The sequence below is a fragment of the Leptotrichia sp. oral taxon 215 str. W9775 genome (assembly GCF_000469505.1).
Taxonomy (GTDB): domain Bacteria; phylum Fusobacteriota; class Fusobacteriia; order Fusobacteriales; family Leptotrichiaceae; genus Leptotrichia_A.
Window position 1 is genome coordinate 1 of record NZ_KI272867.1, and the last position, 19,520, is coordinate 19,520.

Sequence of the window (19,520 nt, forward strand, 5' to 3'; positions counted from 1 at the left end):
GTTCTTTTTCCTTTATCAGCTTAGCTAAATTTTTGTAATAAGTATCATAGTTATTCAAAACTTGCTTATACTTGTCTCTGTACCATCTAACTTCAGAGTCTTTCTTTAATTTTTCAAAAAGTTTTTCCTTTCCTTCTTCTTTTGCTTTAAGGTCTGCAACTTCAGATTCCAGTTGAGCTTTTTGTGCTTCAAATTCTCTTTTCTTCTGTGCTTCCTTTTCAAGCAGGTCGTTAAACTTATTTTCTATAGAGTTTAAACTTGCTTCCAGACTTTGTTTTTCTGCAGAAAAACTTAATGCTGAAATTGTTAATATTCCTAACAGTAAAAATACTTTCTTTCTCATATTTTTATTCCTTTCTATTTCAATTATAAAATTTATTTCTAAAAATAAAGCATTAGCCAGATAATTTCTATTTGAGTTTTTGTCTGAAATTCCATTAAATTACCTTGATTTAACTTTTATTTTGCTTTATTCACTAAGATAATACCAAAAATTTTGAAAAATTACAACAAAAGTTTTTAAAAAAATAAAATTTTTTATTTTGAAATTTATTATACTATTACTTTTTTCTATGCTTCAAATATTCAAAAATATGATATAATATGCTAAAATATCATTAAAATTTATTTTTTAATTTCAATTATCTATATGACAAAAAAGGAGCAATAATTAAGATGAGATATAATAAACTTATTTTTTTTCTACTTTGTGCAATACTTTTAATTTCTTCATGCACTTCCCTTCCAGAAGGACTGGCTACAAAAACTGAAGTATATAATGCAGACAATGTGGATTTTTATTATGATTTAAACTATGAAACAGCTGACGGCGAAAGAAAATTCGATAGGCAGATATGGGATGAAGCTTATAAAATTTTAGATGAAGCCCAGGATTTTTTCCTTATGGATATTTTCGTATTTAATGATTATCTTGGTAAAGGAGTCAGGGAAAAGTTACAGCCAATAGATATTGCTACTGAATTTGCTGAAAAAATTCTGGAAAAGAAAAAGAAAAATCCTAATGTTGAAATTTATCTGATACTGGATGAAAGTAATACTTTCTATGGAGCATTTGATAATCCTACACACAAAAAACTTGAAGAAGCCGGAGTAAAAATAGGGTATGTAGATTTAGCCAAATTGAGAGATCCTTTACCTCTTTACTCAAAACCATGGCGTTTATTTGTACAACCTTTTGGAAATCCTAAAAATGTCGGAAAAAGAAAAAATCCAGTTTACGAAGGAACTGACAAAGTTACTATAAGAAGTATATTAAGAGCTTTAAATGCAAAAGCTGACCATCGTAAACTTATTATGAATGAATCTACTGCAATGCTTACTTCTGCCAATCCGCATGCAGAAGGTTCCAAGCATTCAAATGTGGCTTTCAAGTTTTCTTCACCTATTATTAAGGATATTTACAATGCGGAAAAGCCTGTTGCCAAAATAACAAAACCTGACGGAAGTTTGCAGCAGAAACTTCCTGATAAAGATTTTAGCAGTATTCCTTTTTCTCAAAACAATAGCCTAAAATTACAATATTTTACCGAAGGACAGACTGTCATTGATATTACAAGGGAAATTGAAAATACATCAAGTGAAGATAAAATAATAATTGCCCAATTTTTCCTTTCTGACAGGGGAATTATAAATAGTATAAGAAAAGCTGCTAAAAGGGGAGTGGAATTTCAAATTATTTTAAATAATTCCAATGCAGGACTTCCAAATAAAGCTTCTGCAGGAGAACTTATGAAATATGCAAGAAAACATAATTATAAAATAAATGTTAAATTCTACAATAAAGCTGAAGAAATGTACCATGTTAAAATGCTTTCCATACTAAAGAAAGATTATATGATTACTTATGCAGGATCAACAAATTTTACAAGAAGAAATATGAGAAACTACAATCTTGAAAATGAAATAAAAATTATTTCCACATATGACCAGAAAATTTCTGAAAGTCTTTTAAACTACTATGACACATTATGGAATAACAAAAACGGTATTTTTACTCTTCCATATGACGAACATAAAAATGAAAAGATATTAAATGATTTATTATTCAGATTTATAGAAATTAATGGTTTAGGTATATTCTAATAGTATAAGGGTATTTACTTTCTATAATTATATTATATAATTTAACTATAATCAAAAAAACGATATCTATCTGTCTTTTTAGATTCTGAAATCTAAATTAGACTTATAAATATCGTTTTATTTTATTTTTTTGAATATCGTTATTTAATTTCTATTTATTTCCCATATATTACATCATTTACTAGGGAAAGCATTTCACCACTCAGATTTAAGAGTCCCTTCTCTGTAAATATTTTTTTTGCCCATTCCATACCTTTTTCTTGATCTTCTTTATCATAAAAATAATAGTACATCAGCTTAAACATTGCCCTTGCCTCCTTCTGGGCAGCAGCTTTTTCAAACCACTTAGCAGCTTCATCCTTTTTATCATTTTTATTTAACATTTCACCGTAATCCAACTGACAACTTACTTTTCCTTTTTCTGCACACATTTTTAGTAATTTTTCTTCTTCGCTTTTATTTCCTCTTTGTCTTTCCATTATGACTAAGGAGTATGTTGCATCCAGAGATCCTTCAGCATGTCCTTTTTTGTAGAATTCCATTGCCTTATCTTTATTTTTATAACTGCGATAGTACATAGTTCCCAAATCATTGTATGCCCTCTTATTATATTTTATTGCTTCAGTGTACAGTTTTTCTGCTTGTTTATATTTGCCTTGTTTTTCTAAATTTTCTGCCTCCAGTGTAATTTTCAAATACTTTCTGTCATTTTCACTTCCGGTAGCATAAAGCACTATATCCCTTGCATCCTCTGATAAACCTTTTCTTTGAGGTTTATTAAAAAGTCTTTCCTTCCATTTCTGAATTTCAGCTTCCTTATCTGTTTCAAAATATAGAAGAATCAGCAGATATATCGAACTTGTATCCTCTTTCTGTGCTCCTTTAAGAAGTAAGTTTTCTGCATCAGACCACTTATTTTCTTTTTCATATAATATTGCCATTGAATTTTGTGAATATAAATCGCCCTTTTCAATTCCTTTCGTATACCATTCCTTCGCCTTATTAATATTTCCTTTTTCTTCCTCTGATTCTCCAAGCATTCCGGCTGCTGAATAAGCCCCCTTCTCATAAGCTTCCTTCAATTTTTCTATTCCCTTTTCCTTATCTATATTATCATAGTACATTTGGCCTATAACCATGTATATTTCTTTGTTATACTGGGCTGCTTTCAAGTAGTATTCCTCAGCTTTTTCATATTCCCCATTTTCTTCATATTTTTCAGCCGTATCTAGCCATTCTTTATACAAATCCTCTATACTCTGATTTTTTACCTGATTCTGAAAAGCCTCAGATGGTTGCAGTTTATTATCCGGACCGTCACAAAAACGGATAATAGCAATAATTATACCTATCACTATCCACCATGGTGATTTTCTCCATTTTATAATTGGGTTATCTGTTATAATTTTTTCAAATTTACCTGTTTTCTCCTTTTCAGTTTCATATTTTGGTTTTTCTTCAGTTAAATTAATATTTTCCTTATATTTTAAATCTTTTTCACTGTAGTCTTTTTCATTATTTTCTCTACCAAAAAGCTCTTTTTCCTTTTTTCTTTCACTTTCCAATGAAAAGTCATCAAAATCTTCCTTTTCCTTTTTATTTTTAAAAAATACCATCAATCCCCCTATTATAATCCCCAGTACAAAAATCCATACCAAAATAGATAATCCCGACATTTTCTTCCTCCTTCATACAATTGTAATAATACAATTTTACAATTTATTCCATATATTTTCAATAATTTTTTAGAAAATAACATTCGATTTTTGAAACTTTATTACTATATTTATATAATTTAAAAGTTGTAAAATCCCCTGATATATGGTATTATTTACAATATTAATTTCAACTGAAAGAGGTATTTATATGAATTATAAAAGTACAAGAAGTAACGATTTAAAGTCATCTACATTTGCCACTCTGCATGGACTTGCAAATGACGGAGGTCTTTACATTCCGGAAAATCTTCCAGATGTAAAGCTATCTTATGAAGAACTTAAAAACCTTTCATATCAGGAATTATCTGAAAAAATTATAAAATTATTTTTTAAAGAATTTTCTGATGAAGAAATAAAAACTGCCGTAAACAGTGCTTATAACAGTACTACATTTACAGATGAAAGTATCGTACCTTTACATAAATTAAATGATAAAGTGAGTTTTGGTGAACTTTTCCATGGGAGAACATTGGCATTCAAGGATCTTGCCCTTTCCCTGTTCCCATATTTACTGCTTTTAAGCAAGAAAAAACAGAATGAAAATAAAAAAGTTCTGATTCTTGCCGCAACTTCAGGTGACACAGGAAAAGCTGCATTAGAAGGATTTAAGGATATCGAAGGTATAAATATTGTAGTATTTTATCCTAAAAATGGTGTCAGCCCTATGCAGGAAGAACAAATGAGAAAACAGAAGGGAAATAACGTTGACATTGTTGCAATAAACGGAAACTTTGATGATGCTCAAAGTGCCATAAAAGTTATTTTTTCCAGCGAAGAGTTTAAACATTATGCAAGTGAACATGACATAATGTTTTCAAGTGCAAATTCAATAAATATCGGAAGACTCTTCCCACAAGTTATTTACTATGTTTCTACTTATGTGAATCTTGTAAATTCTGGAACTATAAAAGAAGGAGAAGAATTTAACATTGTTGTTCCTACAGGAAATTTTGGAAACATACTTGCAGGTTATATTGCCAAAAAGCTTGGAATACCTGTAAGAAAATTTATTTCAGCTTCAAATAAGAATAAAGTTCTTGCTGATTTCTTTAAATCAGGAACTTATGATAAAAATAGGGATTTCTACACTACAAATTCTCCATCTATGGATATTCTTCTTTCATCAAATTTTGAAAGATATCTTTATTATGCCACAGGAGAAAATTCTGTAAGAACAAAGGAATTAATCGATTCTCTGCTTACAACAGGTGTACTGTCAGTTTCTCCTGAAGAACTTGAAAAAATCCAGAAGGAATTCTATGGAGAGTTTGCTGACAGCGAAGAAACTGTAGAAGCTATTAAAAAAGTGTATGATGAATATAAATATTTAATGGATCCTCATACTGCAGTTGCATATTCTGTATATGAAAAGCTTTCAGATGACAAGCTTGATAAAAATATTCATACAGTAATTATGTCTACTGCTCACCCATTTAAGTTCCCTGAGCCAGTTGCAAAAGCTCTTGGTCTTGAATTAAATGAAAATCCATACGTTACTCTGGATAAAGTAAGTGAAATCACAGGAGTTAAATTTCCTGAAAAGCTTGCTGAAGTGAGAAATTCTGATATCAGATTCTCTAATGTAATTGAAAAAAGTGAAATTGCAGATTATGTAAAAAAATACATTGAAAAAATTTAACAGAATAAAACTTTGTACTTAAAAAAATACTATTAATATAAAAATTTTAGGAGGAAAATCTATGCACGATGGTTGTTCAGGAAGTTTTAATGATGGAATAGAAGTTGTAGAAAAATTAAGAATGATGGGATTCAGCAATCAGCCTATGCCTGTCCCTGCTGTTTTCACATGTAAGGAATGTAACACAGAAATAGTGATGGATACATTTGAATATGAATGTCCTCATTGTGGAATGGTTTATGCTGTTACACCTTGCCACGCATTTGATGTTGCAAACATATTAAGTGCCGGAAAATTGAATAAGTAAAAAATAAATGATTTAAACTGTTTCTTTTGATTATTATTCTTAGGAAACAGTTTTTTAATATCCTAAAATATATTGACTTTTTTTAATTAAGGTATTACAATAGTATTACCAAAATAAAAGAGGTGGTATTATATGGCAGTAATTACTTTGAAAATATCAGAAGAGGAAAAACTTTTTTTACAAAGTATGGCAAAATTTGAGGGAAAATCATTATCTGAATTAATAAGGGAAAGAACATTAGCATCATTGGAAGATGAATATGATGCTAAAATAGCTGACATGAAACTGGAAGAATATGAAAAATATCTGGCTTCTGGAGGGGAAGTTTTAAATTGGGATGAGTTGTAATGTATAATTTAATTCCTACCCCTCATTTTGCAAGACAATTTAAAAAACTGGATAAATTCACCCAGAAAAAAATCAAATCTTATCTTGAAAATATATTAGATAATCCTAGAAGCAGGGGAAAAATGCTGCAAGCCAATCGAAGTGGCCAATGGAGGTATAGGATAGGAGATTATAGAGTTATTGTCAATATCCAAGATGAAAGATTGATTATACTGGCTCTTGAAATAGGTCATAGAAGAGAAATTTATAAAGCATGAAAAATGAGTTTTTTAAACAGAAACTTAAAAAACTATATTTATTAGAATTTGAAACAATTATTCTTTAAATATAGTTTTTTTTATTTCTATTTTATCTTCAACTTTCTATATCTGTTCAAGGCTGCACAGAATTCCTGTTTTCGTGGTAAAGCCAAGTTTCCTGGATGCCCTGTATATGGTGAAATTGAATCTAATCCAGATTTTGCAATATGCTCATAAATCCTATCAGCAGCTTCTGAAATTGTTAATTTTTCATCGAGAACTTTCTTTCTGAAATAATCCATCATAACAGCTATACCATTGGTCTGACTGTCATCAACAAGCTGTTCCAGTCCAGAAATATCAATCATTTCCCTTCCATAAAAAATACTATATTTTCCTTTAGCCTTTATTCTATCTTCTTTCCCTGATAATGAAAAACTTCTTTTTAATGGAATACGCTGTGTAATTCCTTTAAAACTCTCATTTGAAGAAAATTCTCTTCTATTTTCGTCATTTTTTGCAATATTTTTAGCTTTTTCCGTTACATCTAAAGGAATATATTCATCCATCATTATAACTCTGTCGGCCACATCAAAGTAATCTCCTGAACCACCTACAATCAATATTGTAGAAATCCCAAAAATATCATAAAGTTCCTTTACCCTGTCTATAAACGGAGTTATAGGTTCTTTTTCCTTAGCAACCAGTTTCTGCATCCTTCCGTCACGTATCATAAAATTCGTAGCAGAAGTATCTTCATCTATTAATAATAACGAAGTTCCATATTCTATTGCTTCTGACACATTTGCAGCCTGTGAAGTACTTCCACTTGCGTTTTCCGTAGAAAATGCCAAAGTATCTTTTTTTCCCGGGAGATTATTTATAAATCCGCTTATATTTACCCTTTCTACGTTTCTTCCATCTTCAGAACGTATTTTCACTGCATCTGCTTCAGATATTATCATTTCCCTTCCGTCACCTGCTATATGATTGTACACTCCTCTTTCAAGTGCCTTCAGCAAGGTTGACTTTCCATGATAACCTCCTCCTACAATAAGAGTAATTCCTTTTGAAATACCCATTCCAGTCACCTTTTTTCCACTTGGCAGACTTAATGTTACTTCATATTCTTTAGGACTTTTAAATCTGACTCCGTTTTTCATTGGTTTATCAGATACTCCATTTTCACGAGGTAATATAGAATCATTGCCTACAAATGCAACAAGTCCTTTTTCTTTCAAAACCTTTCTTATATGCTGCTGATCAAGCATAAGAATTACCTGTTCTTTAAGGAGTATTTCATCAATATTCTTATAAACAATGGCTTTTTCTGCTATTTCAGGAAGTACTTCCATAAAAATATTTTTTGCGGCTTTTCCCATTATCCTTCTTCCGGCTGCAGGAAGTCCCAGCTCAAACCTTACTTCGATTTTATCTTTTTTTATTAATACCGATGTTCTTTCCAGTATTTCCTGACCACATCTGTCAATGGATATTCTTCCGCTTCCACCTGTTCCAGTGCTTCCTTTTTCTCTTTTTCTTACTTCCTTATAAAAATTTCTTGTAAGAAAATCAGAAACTGCAATTTCCTTATCCTTAGTATCAGTCAGTTCTTCAGGAATTCCTGAAACCTTCCTTGGCATTACTATTCTCATTTTTGAAGGTGGAGCATACGGGTCAGACTGAACATGATCTATGGAAAGAATATAATTATCATGTTTATACTCACCTTTTAAGGATTTATATGCCGAATAGCTTTTCTTTTCCAGCGAAATCAGCATTTTTTCAAGTTCTCTATAATTTTTCATTTTTTAATCTCCTATATTCCTATCATTATTTTAAAATCCTGTTATCCTGATAATCTGCTATATCTACGAGTTGAATCAGGAAAATCCATGCTCATTGCAAACGAGGAAATCAGGAAAAATATTACTCCTGTCATAAAAGCAGTTCCATAATCTAAAGTTTCAGGAATTGAAGTAATTCCAGATGGAAAAAGCATCACAATAAGCCCAAAAAAGTACATTCCTACACTGAACCACTGATATATTCTTAAATTCCTTATTATTTTTGTCAGAGGTTCACCCCTATATGCTTCCTCAATAAATCTTGTTATTCCAGCCCCAATTAAATATAAACCTATTACTATCGTATATTTTACTCCTCTAATCCAGTAAAATAAAAGTATAATTTCCAGTATCACATTCCCAATGATTGAATATAAAGGGGTCGGATATATTGGAACACCACATTTATGTGACAGTGCGCAAACTCTTGAATGAGGATTATTTACAACTATTCCGTGTCCTTCCTCTGTATTATCTCCATGACAGCACCCCTGTATCAGGCATCTTATCCTTCCTATAGCCTGCGCAACTGGTGATGCAATTGCAAAAGCTCCAAGAACTTTGAATATTTCAGGATAAAAAATGAAAATTATAAGTCCGGCTGCTGATACTCCAAATAATGAACCAAAATATCCGAAAGGTCTGCTGAGTTTATTTGTTGAGCCAACCGGTATCTGTCCTATAATTGCCGCTCCAATTAAGCCAATGAACATTAAAATTACAATATATAGAGAGTATTTTCTTCCTAAAACAAGTGTAATAATGCCAGAACCTATTCCACCTGCAAGTCCTGAATACAGAAAGTGATTTATTATCCTAAGTTTTCCAAGCCTCCATGATTTCCAGCTGTTCGCCCTGTTTTCAGCCCATTTTAATAAAATATTCCATAATTTATTTAATCTGAAAATCTTGGTAAATGGCTTTGAAATATTGGAAATCCCTAAAAGAGGATGCGGAACTTTTCCAAATTTTTTTTTGAGATATAAATTTTCATATCCTAACACGAGTGCCATGCATCCCCCTATTATAACAGGAGTAACTAGATAAAGTCCTGCCACTGATTTATAAAATATAGAAATTCCAATACACATAATACAGAAACCAAAATATATTGGATGAGGAAAAACACCATATATTCCGTCCTCTACAAGCTCTTCAGGGGGAAAAGCATTCATTGGAAGCCCCTTTCCTTTTACCTTCAGTTCGTACATTCCTCTTATCATTATCACTAACCCTATTATAGCTATAACTGAACCGCCATAACCTAATTTTGGAACTTCAAAAGGCAAAGAAAGACTATTTGCCAGAAAAATGAAGTATAATGGCAATACGAATATGAAAAAAGTTCCATATAGCATCTTCTGTAACCTTATTTTCTGCGATTTTATCATTTCCATATAACCTCCTCATAAAGTATTTTTCCTTTTTTACCATCCATTATTCCTTCTGAAAAATACTTCTTTTCATCAATATTTCTTAGTTTCTTAGGCAATAAAAATGAAAAAATATCTTTCCTTCCCAAGATACTTCTGCTTACTATTTCATCCCTTATACTTTTTTTATTCCTGATTTCAATTTTTCTATTACCAAGTCTAATTTCATCATCAGTATAAATGATCTCACTATTCTCAGTATAATTTTCTCCCCAGATTCTGCTTATATTTTCATTTTTTATACCGGACCAGCTAATCCATGTAACAGCTTCATTATCTGTATCACTTATCCATCTTCCCCATTTTAGCTCAGTAAAAGGCAGTTTCCACAAAGGCAGTGTAACATCAACATATTCGGCATATCCTTTTCCTGAATACTCTTTTCCATTCCAGTTTATCTTCACATCTGCACCATTATTAGTGCAGTGCCATTTTATATATCCGTTCTTTGAGAAAAACAGTTCCTGAGCTCCTGTATCTGTACCACCTTCCCAGGTTCCTTCAAACGACAGTTTACTGTTTTCCCATAAGATACTCCTCTTCCCTTCTGTCATATTTCCTCTAAATAGAGACTGTTTCTGAAACAGAGGTTCTGACTTCTTCTTATATATGATACATGAATATGGAATAGTAATAATTCCTAATTTTAAACTCGCTGAATAGCCAATAATTACCGCTTCTCCATCTTCAACATGACAATCAAAATAATATTTTAAAAGTCTCAAAATTTCACCTTCCTGTAAACAGTATACTTAATAATACAAAAAACAATATTTACAAAATTTTCAAAATTCCCAATTTAATAATTATAATTTTTCTTAATAAATAACTATTTTAGAAGTAATTCTTAAATTTATAAATATTGTTTCCTGCTTATCCTATTATTTTATTATATTATGTATTCTCTTTAATGTTCTCTCTTTTCCAATAACTGCTATTACAGTATACAGATCAGCACCTCTCGCTTTTCCTGTAATTACTGCTCTTAAAGGCATAATTACAGCTGCAGGTCCTTCTCCAAGTTCATCCTGTAATTCATGTAAAAGAGTTTTCGCTTCTTCTTCTGTAATTTCTTCTCCAAATTTATTTAATTTTTCAATAAATAATTCTATTGATTTTTTACCAATCTCTGTTTCAAGTGAAGAACGGAGTTTTTCTACTGATTTTCTCTCTTTTTTATTCATTCCTTCTTCAACAACAGGCAATTCAAACTCATCTTCAAAATATATAGAAGCAATTTCAGGAATCTCTTTTAATGTGTGAGCTCCTTCTCTTGAAATTTCAACTATTCTTTTTAATTTTGCATATTCTTTTTCTGATAAATTTTCATCTTTGTAATATCCTGCCTTCACAAAATAAGGAAGTGCAAGTTTTGTAAGCTCATCAAGGTCTTTCAGTCTCATATGCTGATTATTTACCCATCCTAATTTAACTAGGTCAAATACCGGACCTCCAAGCGAAATCTTATCAAACGAGAAATTTTCTACCATTTCTTCAATTGTAAATATTTCCTTATCTCCACCAAAGCTCCATCCCATTAAGGCAAGGAAATTAAGCAGTCCTTCCTTCAGATATCCTTCTTCAACATAATAATTCATTGATACAGGATTTTTTCTCTTTGATATCTTTGTCTTATCAGCATTTCTAAGCAATGGCATATGATACCATTTTGGCTCATCCCATCCAAATGCTCTATATAACTGAACATGTTTAGGTGTAGAAGCTATCCATTCTTCTGCCCTTATTACATGAGTTATTCCCATTAAATGGTCATCCACTATATTTGCCAGATGATATGTAGGGAATCCATCTGATTTTAACAGAACCTGATCATCAATCTTACTGTTTTCAAATACTATATCCCCTCTAAGTTCATCGTGAACTATAGTTTCCCCTTCATATGGCATTTTAAGTCTTATTACATAAGGTTCTCCTGCAGCCAGTTTAGCTTCAACTTCTTCTTTTGAAAGATTTCTGCAATGACCGTCATATCCAGGTGCCTGTTTCATTGCAACCTGTCTTTCCCTTAATTTCTGTAATCTTTCAGGAGTACAGAAACAATAATATGCTTCTCCTTTTTCTACTAATTTTTCAGCATATTCCTTATATATTGAAAATCTTTCAGACTGTCTATATGGACCTTTGTCTCCTCCTATATCCGGACCTTCGTCATAATTAATTCCCAGCCATCTCATCATATCAAATATCTGCTGTTCCGAAGTTTCGGAAAATCTTGTCCTGTCAGTATCTTCTATTCTTAACAGGAAATCTCCATTATTGTGTTTTGCAAATACATAGTTAAATAGCCCTATATAAGCTGTTCCTACGTGAGGATCTCCTGTAGGTGAAGGTGCTATTCTAACTCTAACTCTTTTTTCAGACATAATTTCTTTCTTCTCCATTCATTTATTACTTTTATTTATATATTATATAACACTTTTTACAATCTCGCAACTGTCTTTAATATTTTTCATAATTTTTCATATATATTTTATATATTCTAAACTAGAAATATAGTTCTATGTGACAAAAATATGCCTATTATCCCTTATAAAATTTCAAATATTCATTTATAAAGTTATTTATATCTCCGTCCATTACTTTATCTACATTTCCTTCTTCAGCCTTAGTTCTATGATCCTTTACCATTTTATACGGATGAAATACATAAGATCTTATCTGGCTTCCCCATTCAATCTTACTGTCAGTTCCTTTTAAATCTTCCATTTCCTTTTCCCTTTTTTCAAGTTCCATTTCAAATAATTTTGATTTCAGGATTTTCATGGCAGTTTCCCTATTTTTTATCTGGGATCTTTCCTTTTGACACGTAACTACTGTATTTGTAGGAATATGAGTAATCCTAACTGCAGAATCTGTAGTATTTATATGCTGTCCTCCTGCTCCACTTGCCCTGTATGTATCAATTTTTAAATCTTCTGTTTTAATCTCGATTGAAACATCATCATCAATTTCAGGAACAACGTTTACAGCGGCAAAAGATGTATGCCTTTTTCCATTTGAATCAAAAGGCGATATACGTACAAGTCTGTGGACTCCCTTTTCTCCCTTTAAATATCCGTAGGCATAATTTCCTTTTATATTTAAAGTTATACTCTTAATTCCTGTCTCTTCTCCCGATGTACTATCTAAAATTTCAACTTTAAATCCATTATGATAAGACCATCTGTCATACATTCTGTAAAGCATTTCTGCCCAGTCACATGCTTCAGTCCCACCTGCTCCTGAATTTATAGTCAAAATCACATCATTCATATCATATTTTTCATCAAGTAACAGTTTAATTTTAAAACCTTGTATTTCATTTTCAGTTTCTACTATTTTTTCTTCTAATTCATTAGTGTAAGAAGTATCTCCCATTTCAACAAACTCAATAAGCATAATAACATCTTCATTCATGGAATTTATTTTCTCATATTCTTCCAGTATTTTTTTTCTGCTATTCAGTTCCTTTAAAATATCCTTACTCCTGTCATTATTCCAAAAATTCTGATCAAAAGTTTTTCTCTCTAAATCTGAAATTTTCTTCTTTAGAAAATCCAGGTCAAAGGTGCCTCCTGATTTCCTCAATTTCAGCATTGTTCTGTTCATTTTTCTTCTTGATTTCAAATATATCCATATTCATCTCTTTTCCTATAAAAAAATTATACCCGAAGATATAATTTTTTCATTATAAATTTATTTCCTAAATTATTATTTTTTTGGTCTTAATCCCTCCACTATTTTCTTAGTTTCAGTATCATACCATACTTCGTTTACTAAATCTTCTTTTTTTGCAAATGTCAATATATTGTTTAATGTAGTTTCAACTATGTTATTTAATGCTTCTTCTGTAAGGAAAGCCTGATGCGAAGTAACAATTACATTGTTAAATGTAAGAAGTCTTGCCAGAACATCGTCTTCCATAACCTTTCCAGATTCATCTTCAAAGAAGTAATGTCTTTCATTTTCATAAACATCAAGACCTGCTCCACCAATTTTTCTACTTTTCAGTCCTTCAATTAGTGCTTCCGTATCTATCAGTCCACCTCTTCCGGTATTTATAATTATAACTCCATCCTTCATTTTAGCTATAGTTTCTGAATTTATCATATGCTTTGTATCCGGGAATAAAGGACAGTGTAATGAAATAACATCAGACTGTTCATACAGTTCTTCCAGTGAAACATATTTAAAATTCTCTTCTTTTGCAGCCTGTTCATTTGGGAATTTATCATAAGCTATAACATTCATTCCTAAACCGTTTAAAGCTTTTATAAATATTCTTGCTATCTTTCCTGTTCCAACTATTCCTGCAGTCTTTCCATTTAATACTATTCCTGTAAGTCCTACTAAGCTGAAATTCCCTTCCCTAGTTCTGTTGTATGCCTTATGAATTTTTCTGTTTACCCCCATCAGTAACGCAAGCGAATGTTCAGCAACTGAATATGGAGAATATGCAGGTACTCTAAATACCCTAACTCTGTTATGGTATGCCGCCCTAATGTCCACATTGTTATATCCTGCCGCTCTTATTGCTATTGCTCTTACCCCATTTTTTGAAAGAATGTTTATAACCTTCTCATTCAAATCATCATTTACGAATGTGCAAACTACATCCTGATATTTTGTTAACATGACGTTATTTAACGTAAGTTTTTCTTTGAAATATGTTATTTTCGCCCCGTATTTTTTGTTCCATTTTTCAAAAAACTCGATATCATAAGGTTTTGCATCAAAAACCACTATTCTCATCTAGACTTCCTCCTACACTTTATTATTATTAATTATAGCAAAAAAACTGAGAATAAGCAATTTTTTTTCACGAAATTTACTTTTTTCTTTATCATGAAATAATTTTTAAAATAACAAAAAACTACATCAAAAAAATAAGATTAATAAAAAACTATATCTATAAATTTTAACAAATTAGCTAGATATAGTTTTCATATATTTTAATTTTTTTATTTTGAGGTAGCTTTTTCTCAGATTATTTTAAAAATTAAACTATTTTGCTTTTGAATATCTTTCAGCAACAGCATCCCAGTTAATTACATTAAAGAAAGCAGTTATGTAATCAGGTCTTCTGTTCTGGTAATTTAAATAATATGCATGTTCCCATACATCTATTCCTAAAATAGGTGTACCTTCTGAACATGAGCAGCAAGTAGCTCCTGGCATTAAAGGATTATCCTGGTTAGCAGTTGAAGTAACTCTTAATTCTCCTTTTTTATTAACAACAAGCCAAGCCCATCCTGATCCAAATCTTGTTGCCGCCGCTTTTGAAAATTCTACTTTAAATTCTTCAAAGCTTCCAAATTTTTCATTAATTTTTTCAGCTAATTCTCCTGTTGGTTCTCCACCTGCATTTGGTCCCATTACTGTGAAGTAAAGGTTATGATTGTAGAATCCTCCACCATTATTTCTTACTGCACCTCTTATTGCTTCAGGCAATGCATCTAAATTTGAAAGAATTTCTTCAATTGGTTTTTCTAAAAATTCAGGTGCATTATTTTTTAATGCGTCATTTAAGTTGTTTGTGTATGCTGCATGGTGCTTTCCATAATGGATTTCCATTGTTTTTGTGTCAATATTTGGTTCTAATGCATCAAATGCGTAAGGTAATTTTACTTGTTCAAACATTGTTATCACTCCTCATTTTTTTATTTATATAATTTATTTTAACATACAAATTATATAAAATCAAGAGCAAAATTATTTTGCTCCTGATTTTTCAATTTAAAATTTATTCTTTTACAATGTATCCCACGCTTCTCACTGTTTTTATAATTTTTTGATCATATCCCTTATCTATTTTTGCTCTAAGGAAGTTTATGTAAACATCTACTATATTACTTTCAGTTATAAAGTCGATGTCCCATATTTTTTCAGAAATCATCGTTCTTGTAAGTACTCTATTTTTATTTCTTAGGAAATATTCCAGTAATAAAAATTCCTTATTTGTCAGTTCAATTTCCTTTCCTGCTCTTTTTACTTCCCTGTTAATAGGATTTAATGTTAAATCATACGCTGATAACAGTTCTGAATTATCATTGTTTAATTTTTTAGTTAATACTCTTACAATAGCTTTTATTTTTGCTGAAAGCTCTTCAAGTCTGAAGTCATTGTAAATATAATCATCTATTCCTTTTAACAGTGCTTCTGTCTTAGAATATCTGTCATCATTCTGAATAGACAGTAACACATAGCTATCTTTTTTATACTTTAGCACATCACTGATCACATCAGCAAAATTATCAAAAGAATTTACATCAAGTATAACTAAATCAATAGATTCTGTCTTTAGTTCTTCAAATAATTTTTCTTCTGAGTCAGCCAATATTACGCTAAAACTTAATTCTTTTAATAATTGTCCCACCACTAATCTTGACTTTTCATTCTCATTATAAACTAATATTTTCATTTCTTTTCCTTTCTCCAAAATTTTGAAATATATTTTCAGCCGAAATATCCTCTATGCATAAGATATTTCCATACTCTATAGCTGTTCTAATAAATTTGTTATAATTGAATTCATTTTTCTTGCAGCCATAGAATCTGTTCCGACATAAGGTATTCCTGTATCTCCAGCTTCAACGATACTTACATCCATCGGAATGGAACCTAGGAAATTGGATTTTGTTTCTTCAGCCATTTTTTCGGCACCACCCTTTTTGAATATATTCACTTCCTTTCCACAATCAGGACATACAAATCCACTCATATTTTCCACTATACCTAATAATTTTAGATTTAGCAGTCTTGCAAACTTCACTGTACGTCTTGAATCAAGAAGTGAAACATCCTGAGGTGTAGTAACAACTACAGCCTTTGCATCAGGTCCTATATTTTGTGCAATACTTAAAGTTTCGTCTCCTGTTCCCGGTGGCAAATCTACAACTAAAAAGTCTATTTCTCCCCATTCAATTCCTTCCAGCATTTCAGAGATTGCTCCCATTTTCTGAGGTCCTCTCCAAATTATCGGATCATTATCCGGAATAAAAAAGCTTAATGAAGATATTGCCAGATTGTCTGTAACTGGTAAAGGCATTGATATTGAAGGAAGTTTTATTCCTTCTTTCCCCAGCATCAGCGGCACATTCGGTCCATGAAGATCTGCATCAAGTATTCCTACTTTATACCCTCTTAATGATAATCCGTATGCAAGATTAACTGAAACTGTAGATTTTCCAACTCCACCTTTTCCGCTCATTACTGCAATTCTATGTTTAATTTTAGACATTTTTTCCGTTATTCTTTTTTTTCTTTCATCTAAATTTGGATTTCCGTGCATTAAATTCCTCCTGATTAATTTACTATACATATAATTAAAACATATACTGAAACAAAAAACAAGTTATTTTTAATCATATTTTTTCTATTTTATGGTATAATGCAATTCCTACCTCAAAGAAAGTGAAATAGATTTTCTTTTGAGTAACTCATTACATAACCAAAAACTTCAAACACAGTATTTTACGTAGACAGCCAGGGGGGAATAGATTAATACTTTTTAAATAAAATTTTCCAAACATATAAGTTTTTCACAAAACGAAAATTATTCTATGTCACATTCAAATTATTCAAATTAACAATTTTATAATTTATTAATTTTCACTACTTTTAATTATACCCCCAGTAATGTCATTTGTCAACTGGATTATTTTAATTTGGCCTTGTATCTACAAGTCTTTCAGCTCATTCTTATTTTTATTTATCATATTTTTTTTATTACATTTTATAAGTCGTTTATTTTTATAAAAATTCTTTTTCAAACTCTACTTCACTTAAAATTCTCACTCCTAATTTTTCAGCCTTTTCCAATTTACTTCCTGCCTTTTCACCTGCAATAAGAAAATCAAGATTTTTTGATACACCGGAAAGATAATTTCCACCTTTTGCCAGTATAATATCCTTTATTTCTTCCCTTTTATATTTCTCCAGTTTACCAGTTGCAAGGAAATTTTTACCTTTTATAGGATTGTCTTCAATTTCTTTTTCTTCAACTGAGTCATATTCAAATTTTAAACCTATTTCCTTTAATTTCAATATTTTTTTCCAGTTATTTTCATTTTTTAGATATTCATGTACTGCAACAGAAGCTTTTTCTCCTATTCCTTTAATTTGTGTTAATTCCTCAACAGATTTTTCCTTCAGAATATCAATACTTCTAAAGTTTTTTGTTAGAAGATTTGCATTAAATTTTCCAACAAAAGGTATTCCCAAAGCATATAAAACTTTATTATACTCTCTATTTTTACTTTCTTCGATGCTGTTCAATAAATTTTCTACACTCTTTTTACCCATTTTTTCAAGACCTTCAAGCTCTTCTTTATAATTTTTTAGTGAATAAATATCTACAACTGTTTCTATTTTTTTCAGTTCAATGAACTTTTCAACTATCTTTTCACCAAGTCCTGTTATGTTCATGGCATCCCTTGAGACAAAATATTCTATTTCCCTTTTTACTTTTTCAGGACAAAGGGGATTTGGACATTTTAGTGCAACCTGGCCTTCCTCTTTTATAAGTTTTGTATCACATACAGGGCATTCTACCGGAATTTCTATATTCTTCTCACTTCCATTCCTGTCATCAAATACCACATTTACAACCTGCGGAATTATTTCTGCAGCTTTTTCTATTATTACATTATCTCCTATTTTTATATCTTTTCTTCTTATTTCATCAAAATTGTGAAGACTTGCACGTTTCACTACTGATCCTGAAAGATTTACCGCTTCAAGCTCTGCAACTGGTGTTATCACCCCTGTTCTTCCCACCTGCAAAGTTATGTCATAAAGTTTTGTTTTTACCTGTTCAGCAGGAAATTTATATGCAATAGCCCATCTAGGACTTTTTGTTGTGTATCCCAGTTCATTATAATAGGAAAAATCATTTACCTTTATTACAAGACCGTCTGTTTCATAATCAAGTTTTTCCCTTTCTGTATGCCATTTATCTATTGCCAGTTCCAGCTTTTTAAAATCACTGTATTTTTCAAATACTTTAGTTGTTTTAAATCCAAGACTTTCTATATAATCTATACTTTCCTCATGAGTTTTCACTCCAAAGTCTTCAGGACTTACCAAATAATATAAATAACAGTCTAGTCCCCTTTCTTTCACAATACTGCTGTCAAGCTGTCTTATTGTTCCAGCTGCGGCATTTCTCGGATTGGCAAATACATCTTCCCCGGCTTCTTCCCTTTCCTGATTAACTTTATTGAAATTCGAAATAGGAAGCACAACTTCTCCCCTTACTTCTATATTTACAGGTTGTTTCAACCTTTTTGGGATTGACTTTATTTCCCTTATATTTTCAGTAACATCTTCTCCTACTTGGCCGTCTCCCCTTGTAATTCCCTGCTTCAATACACCCTTTTCATATATCAGGCTTATACTCAGTCCATCCAGTTTTAATTCAAGTATATATTCCAGCTTTTTATCCAGTCCTATTATCTTTCTTGCCCTCTGATCAAAATCTTCTATTTCTGAAATATTGTATGTGTTTGATAAACTCAGCATTGGAACCTTATGAGTTACTTTTGAAAACTTTTCACTTACAGTTCCACCTATTTTTTCTGTAGGAGTTACAGCATCTTCTGAAGCACTTTCCCTACTGTATATTTCCTTAAGTTCAGGATTCCCCTCTTCAAGATCTTTCAGCTCCCTGATTAATTTATCATATTCTGCATCAGAAATAAGTGGAGCATCTTCATCATAATAGGCTTTATTGTGTTTTTCTATTTCATTTCTCAATTTACGGTATTTTTCATATGCATCTTCATTGTTTTCTGATTTATTTTCTATATTTTTATTTTCAGCATCAAATAATTTTTTATCTTCTAAAATTTCTTCATCTTCATTTTTCTTTAATGTATCAAATAAA

Annotated in this window: 17 protein-coding genes; 5 read left to right on the top strand and 12 right to left on the bottom strand. The window is 31.0% G+C overall.

The window, feature by feature from the left end; genetic code table 11:
• On the bottom strand, nt 1-343 hold a 343-nt coding region (locus HMPREF1984_RS09250; RefSeq protein ID WP_021767720.1), incomplete at its 3' end, for an adhesion protein FadA.
• Nucleotides 344-675: 332 nt separating this feature from the next.
• On the opposite strand from HMPREF1984_RS09250, the gene HMPREF1984_RS09255 reads away from it, so the two are divergent.
• A complete protein-coding gene (locus tag HMPREF1984_RS09255; RefSeq protein ID WP_021767721.1) occupies nt 676-2,103 on the top strand; it encodes a phospholipase D-like domain-containing protein in 1,428 nt (475 codons plus the stop codon).
• A 155-nt stretch (nt 2,104-2,258) separates the two neighbouring features.
• Here HMPREF1984_RS09255 and HMPREF1984_RS09260 read toward each other — a convergent pair whose 3' ends face one another.
• Nucleotides 2,259-3,779 (bottom strand): tetratricopeptide repeat protein, encoded by a 1,521-nt coding sequence (locus tag HMPREF1984_RS09260; RefSeq protein WP_021767722.1) that lies wholly within the window; start codon nt 3,777-3,779, stop codon nt 2,259-2,261.
• Nucleotides 3,780-3,969: 190 nt separating this feature from the next.
• On the opposite strand from HMPREF1984_RS09260, the gene thrC reads away from it, so the two are divergent.
• The 4 genes from thrC (at nt 3,970) to HMPREF1984_RS09280 (ending at nt 6,372) form a co-directional block, all read left to right on the top strand.
• Nucleotides 3,970-5,460: a threonine synthase gene (gene thrC, locus HMPREF1984_RS09265; RefSeq protein WP_036100483.1), complete on the top strand. Its 1,491-nt coding sequence runs from the start codon at nt 3,970-3,972 to the stop codon at nt 5,458-5,460.
• A 61-nt stretch (nt 5,461-5,521) separates the two neighbouring features.
• The gene (locus tag HMPREF1984_RS09270) at nt 5,522-5,767 is read left to right on the top strand and encodes a hypothetical protein (RefSeq protein ID WP_021767724.1); all 246 of its coding nucleotides are present in this window, start codon (nt 5,522-5,524) and stop codon (nt 5,765-5,767) included.
• A 132-nt stretch (nt 5,768-5,899) separates the two neighbouring features.
• A complete protein-coding gene (relB, locus tag HMPREF1984_RS09275) occupies nt 5,900-6,115 on the top strand; it encodes a type II toxin-antitoxin system RelB family antitoxin (protein WP_021767725.1) in 216 nt (71 codons plus the stop codon).
• Entirely contained in the window at nt 6,115-6,372 is a 258-nt protein-coding gene (locus HMPREF1984_RS09280) for a type II toxin-antitoxin system RelE/ParE family toxin (protein WP_021767726.1), read from the top strand. The genes relB and HMPREF1984_RS09280 overlap by 1 nt, the downstream gene beginning before the upstream one ends.
• An 86-nt stretch (nt 6,373-6,458) precedes the next feature.
• On the opposite strand, the gene HMPREF1984_RS09285 is transcribed toward HMPREF1984_RS09280, so the two are convergent.
• The 10 genes from HMPREF1984_RS09285 to ligA form a co-directional block, all read right to left on the bottom strand.
• Nucleotides 6,459-8,162, bottom strand: coding sequence for an ABC-ATPase domain-containing protein (locus HMPREF1984_RS09285; protein WP_021767727.1), 1,704 nt, complete (start codon nt 8,160-8,162; stop codon nt 6,459-6,461).
• A gap of 41 nt (nt 8,163-8,203) precedes the next feature.
• On the bottom strand, nt 8,204-9,598 hold the full coding sequence (locus tag HMPREF1984_RS11015) for a prolipoprotein diacylglyceryl transferase family protein (protein WP_021767728.1): 1,395 nt from the start codon (nt 9,596-9,598) through the stop codon (nt 8,204-8,206).
• Nucleotides 9,589-10,359 (bottom strand): hypothetical protein, encoded by a 771-nt coding sequence (locus HMPREF1984_RS09295; protein WP_021767729.1) that lies wholly within the window; start codon nt 10,357-10,359, stop codon nt 9,589-9,591. The genes HMPREF1984_RS11015 and HMPREF1984_RS09295 overlap by 10 nt, the downstream gene beginning before the upstream one ends.
• 156 nt (nt 10,360-10,515) lie before the next feature.
• Nucleotides 10,516-12,018 (bottom strand): glutamate--tRNA ligase, encoded by a 1,503-nt coding sequence (gene gltX / locus HMPREF1984_RS09300; RefSeq protein WP_036100486.1) that lies wholly within the window; start codon nt 12,016-12,018, stop codon nt 10,516-10,518.
• Between the two features lie 157 nt (nt 12,019-12,175).
• Nucleotides 12,176-13,271, bottom strand: a protein-coding gene (gene prfB / locus HMPREF1984_RS09305) for a peptide chain release factor 2 (RefSeq protein ID WP_198011778.1) whose coding sequence is annotated in 2 segments (ribosomal slippage) — nt 12,176-13,207 and nt 13,209-13,271 — 1,095 coding nt in all. Because the reading frame shifts where the segments join, the coding sequence is not laid out codon by codon here.
• Nucleotides 13,272-13,345: 74 nt separating this feature from the next.
• Entirely contained in the window at nt 13,346-14,386 is a 1,041-nt protein-coding gene (locus HMPREF1984_RS09310; RefSeq protein WP_021767732.1) for a 2-hydroxyacid dehydrogenase, read from the bottom strand.
• 252 nt (nt 14,387-14,638) lie between these two features.
• Entirely contained in the window at nt 14,639-15,274 is a 636-nt protein-coding gene (locus HMPREF1984_RS09315) for a superoxide dismutase (RefSeq protein ID WP_021767733.1), read from the bottom strand.
• A gap of 103 nt (nt 15,275-15,377) precedes the next feature.
• Entirely contained in the window at nt 15,378-16,055 is a 678-nt protein-coding gene (locus HMPREF1984_RS09320; RefSeq protein ID WP_036100488.1) for a response regulator transcription factor, read from the bottom strand.
• Between the two features lie 75 nt (nt 16,056-16,130).
• Nucleotides 16,131-16,925 carry an Mrp/NBP35 family ATP-binding protein gene (locus HMPREF1984_RS09325; protein WP_021767735.1) on the bottom strand — a complete coding sequence of 265 codons (795 nt, stop codon included), beginning with the start codon at nt 16,923-16,925 and terminating at the stop codon, nt 16,131-16,133.
• Between the two features lie 461 nt (nt 16,926-17,386).
• The gene (ligA, locus tag HMPREF1984_RS09330; protein ID WP_232219705.1) at nt 17,387-19,441 is read right to left on the bottom strand and encodes an NAD-dependent DNA ligase LigA; all 2,055 of its coding nucleotides are present in this window, start codon (nt 19,439-19,441) and stop codon (nt 17,387-17,389) included.
• Between the last annotated feature and the right edge of the window lie 79 nt (nt 19,442-19,520).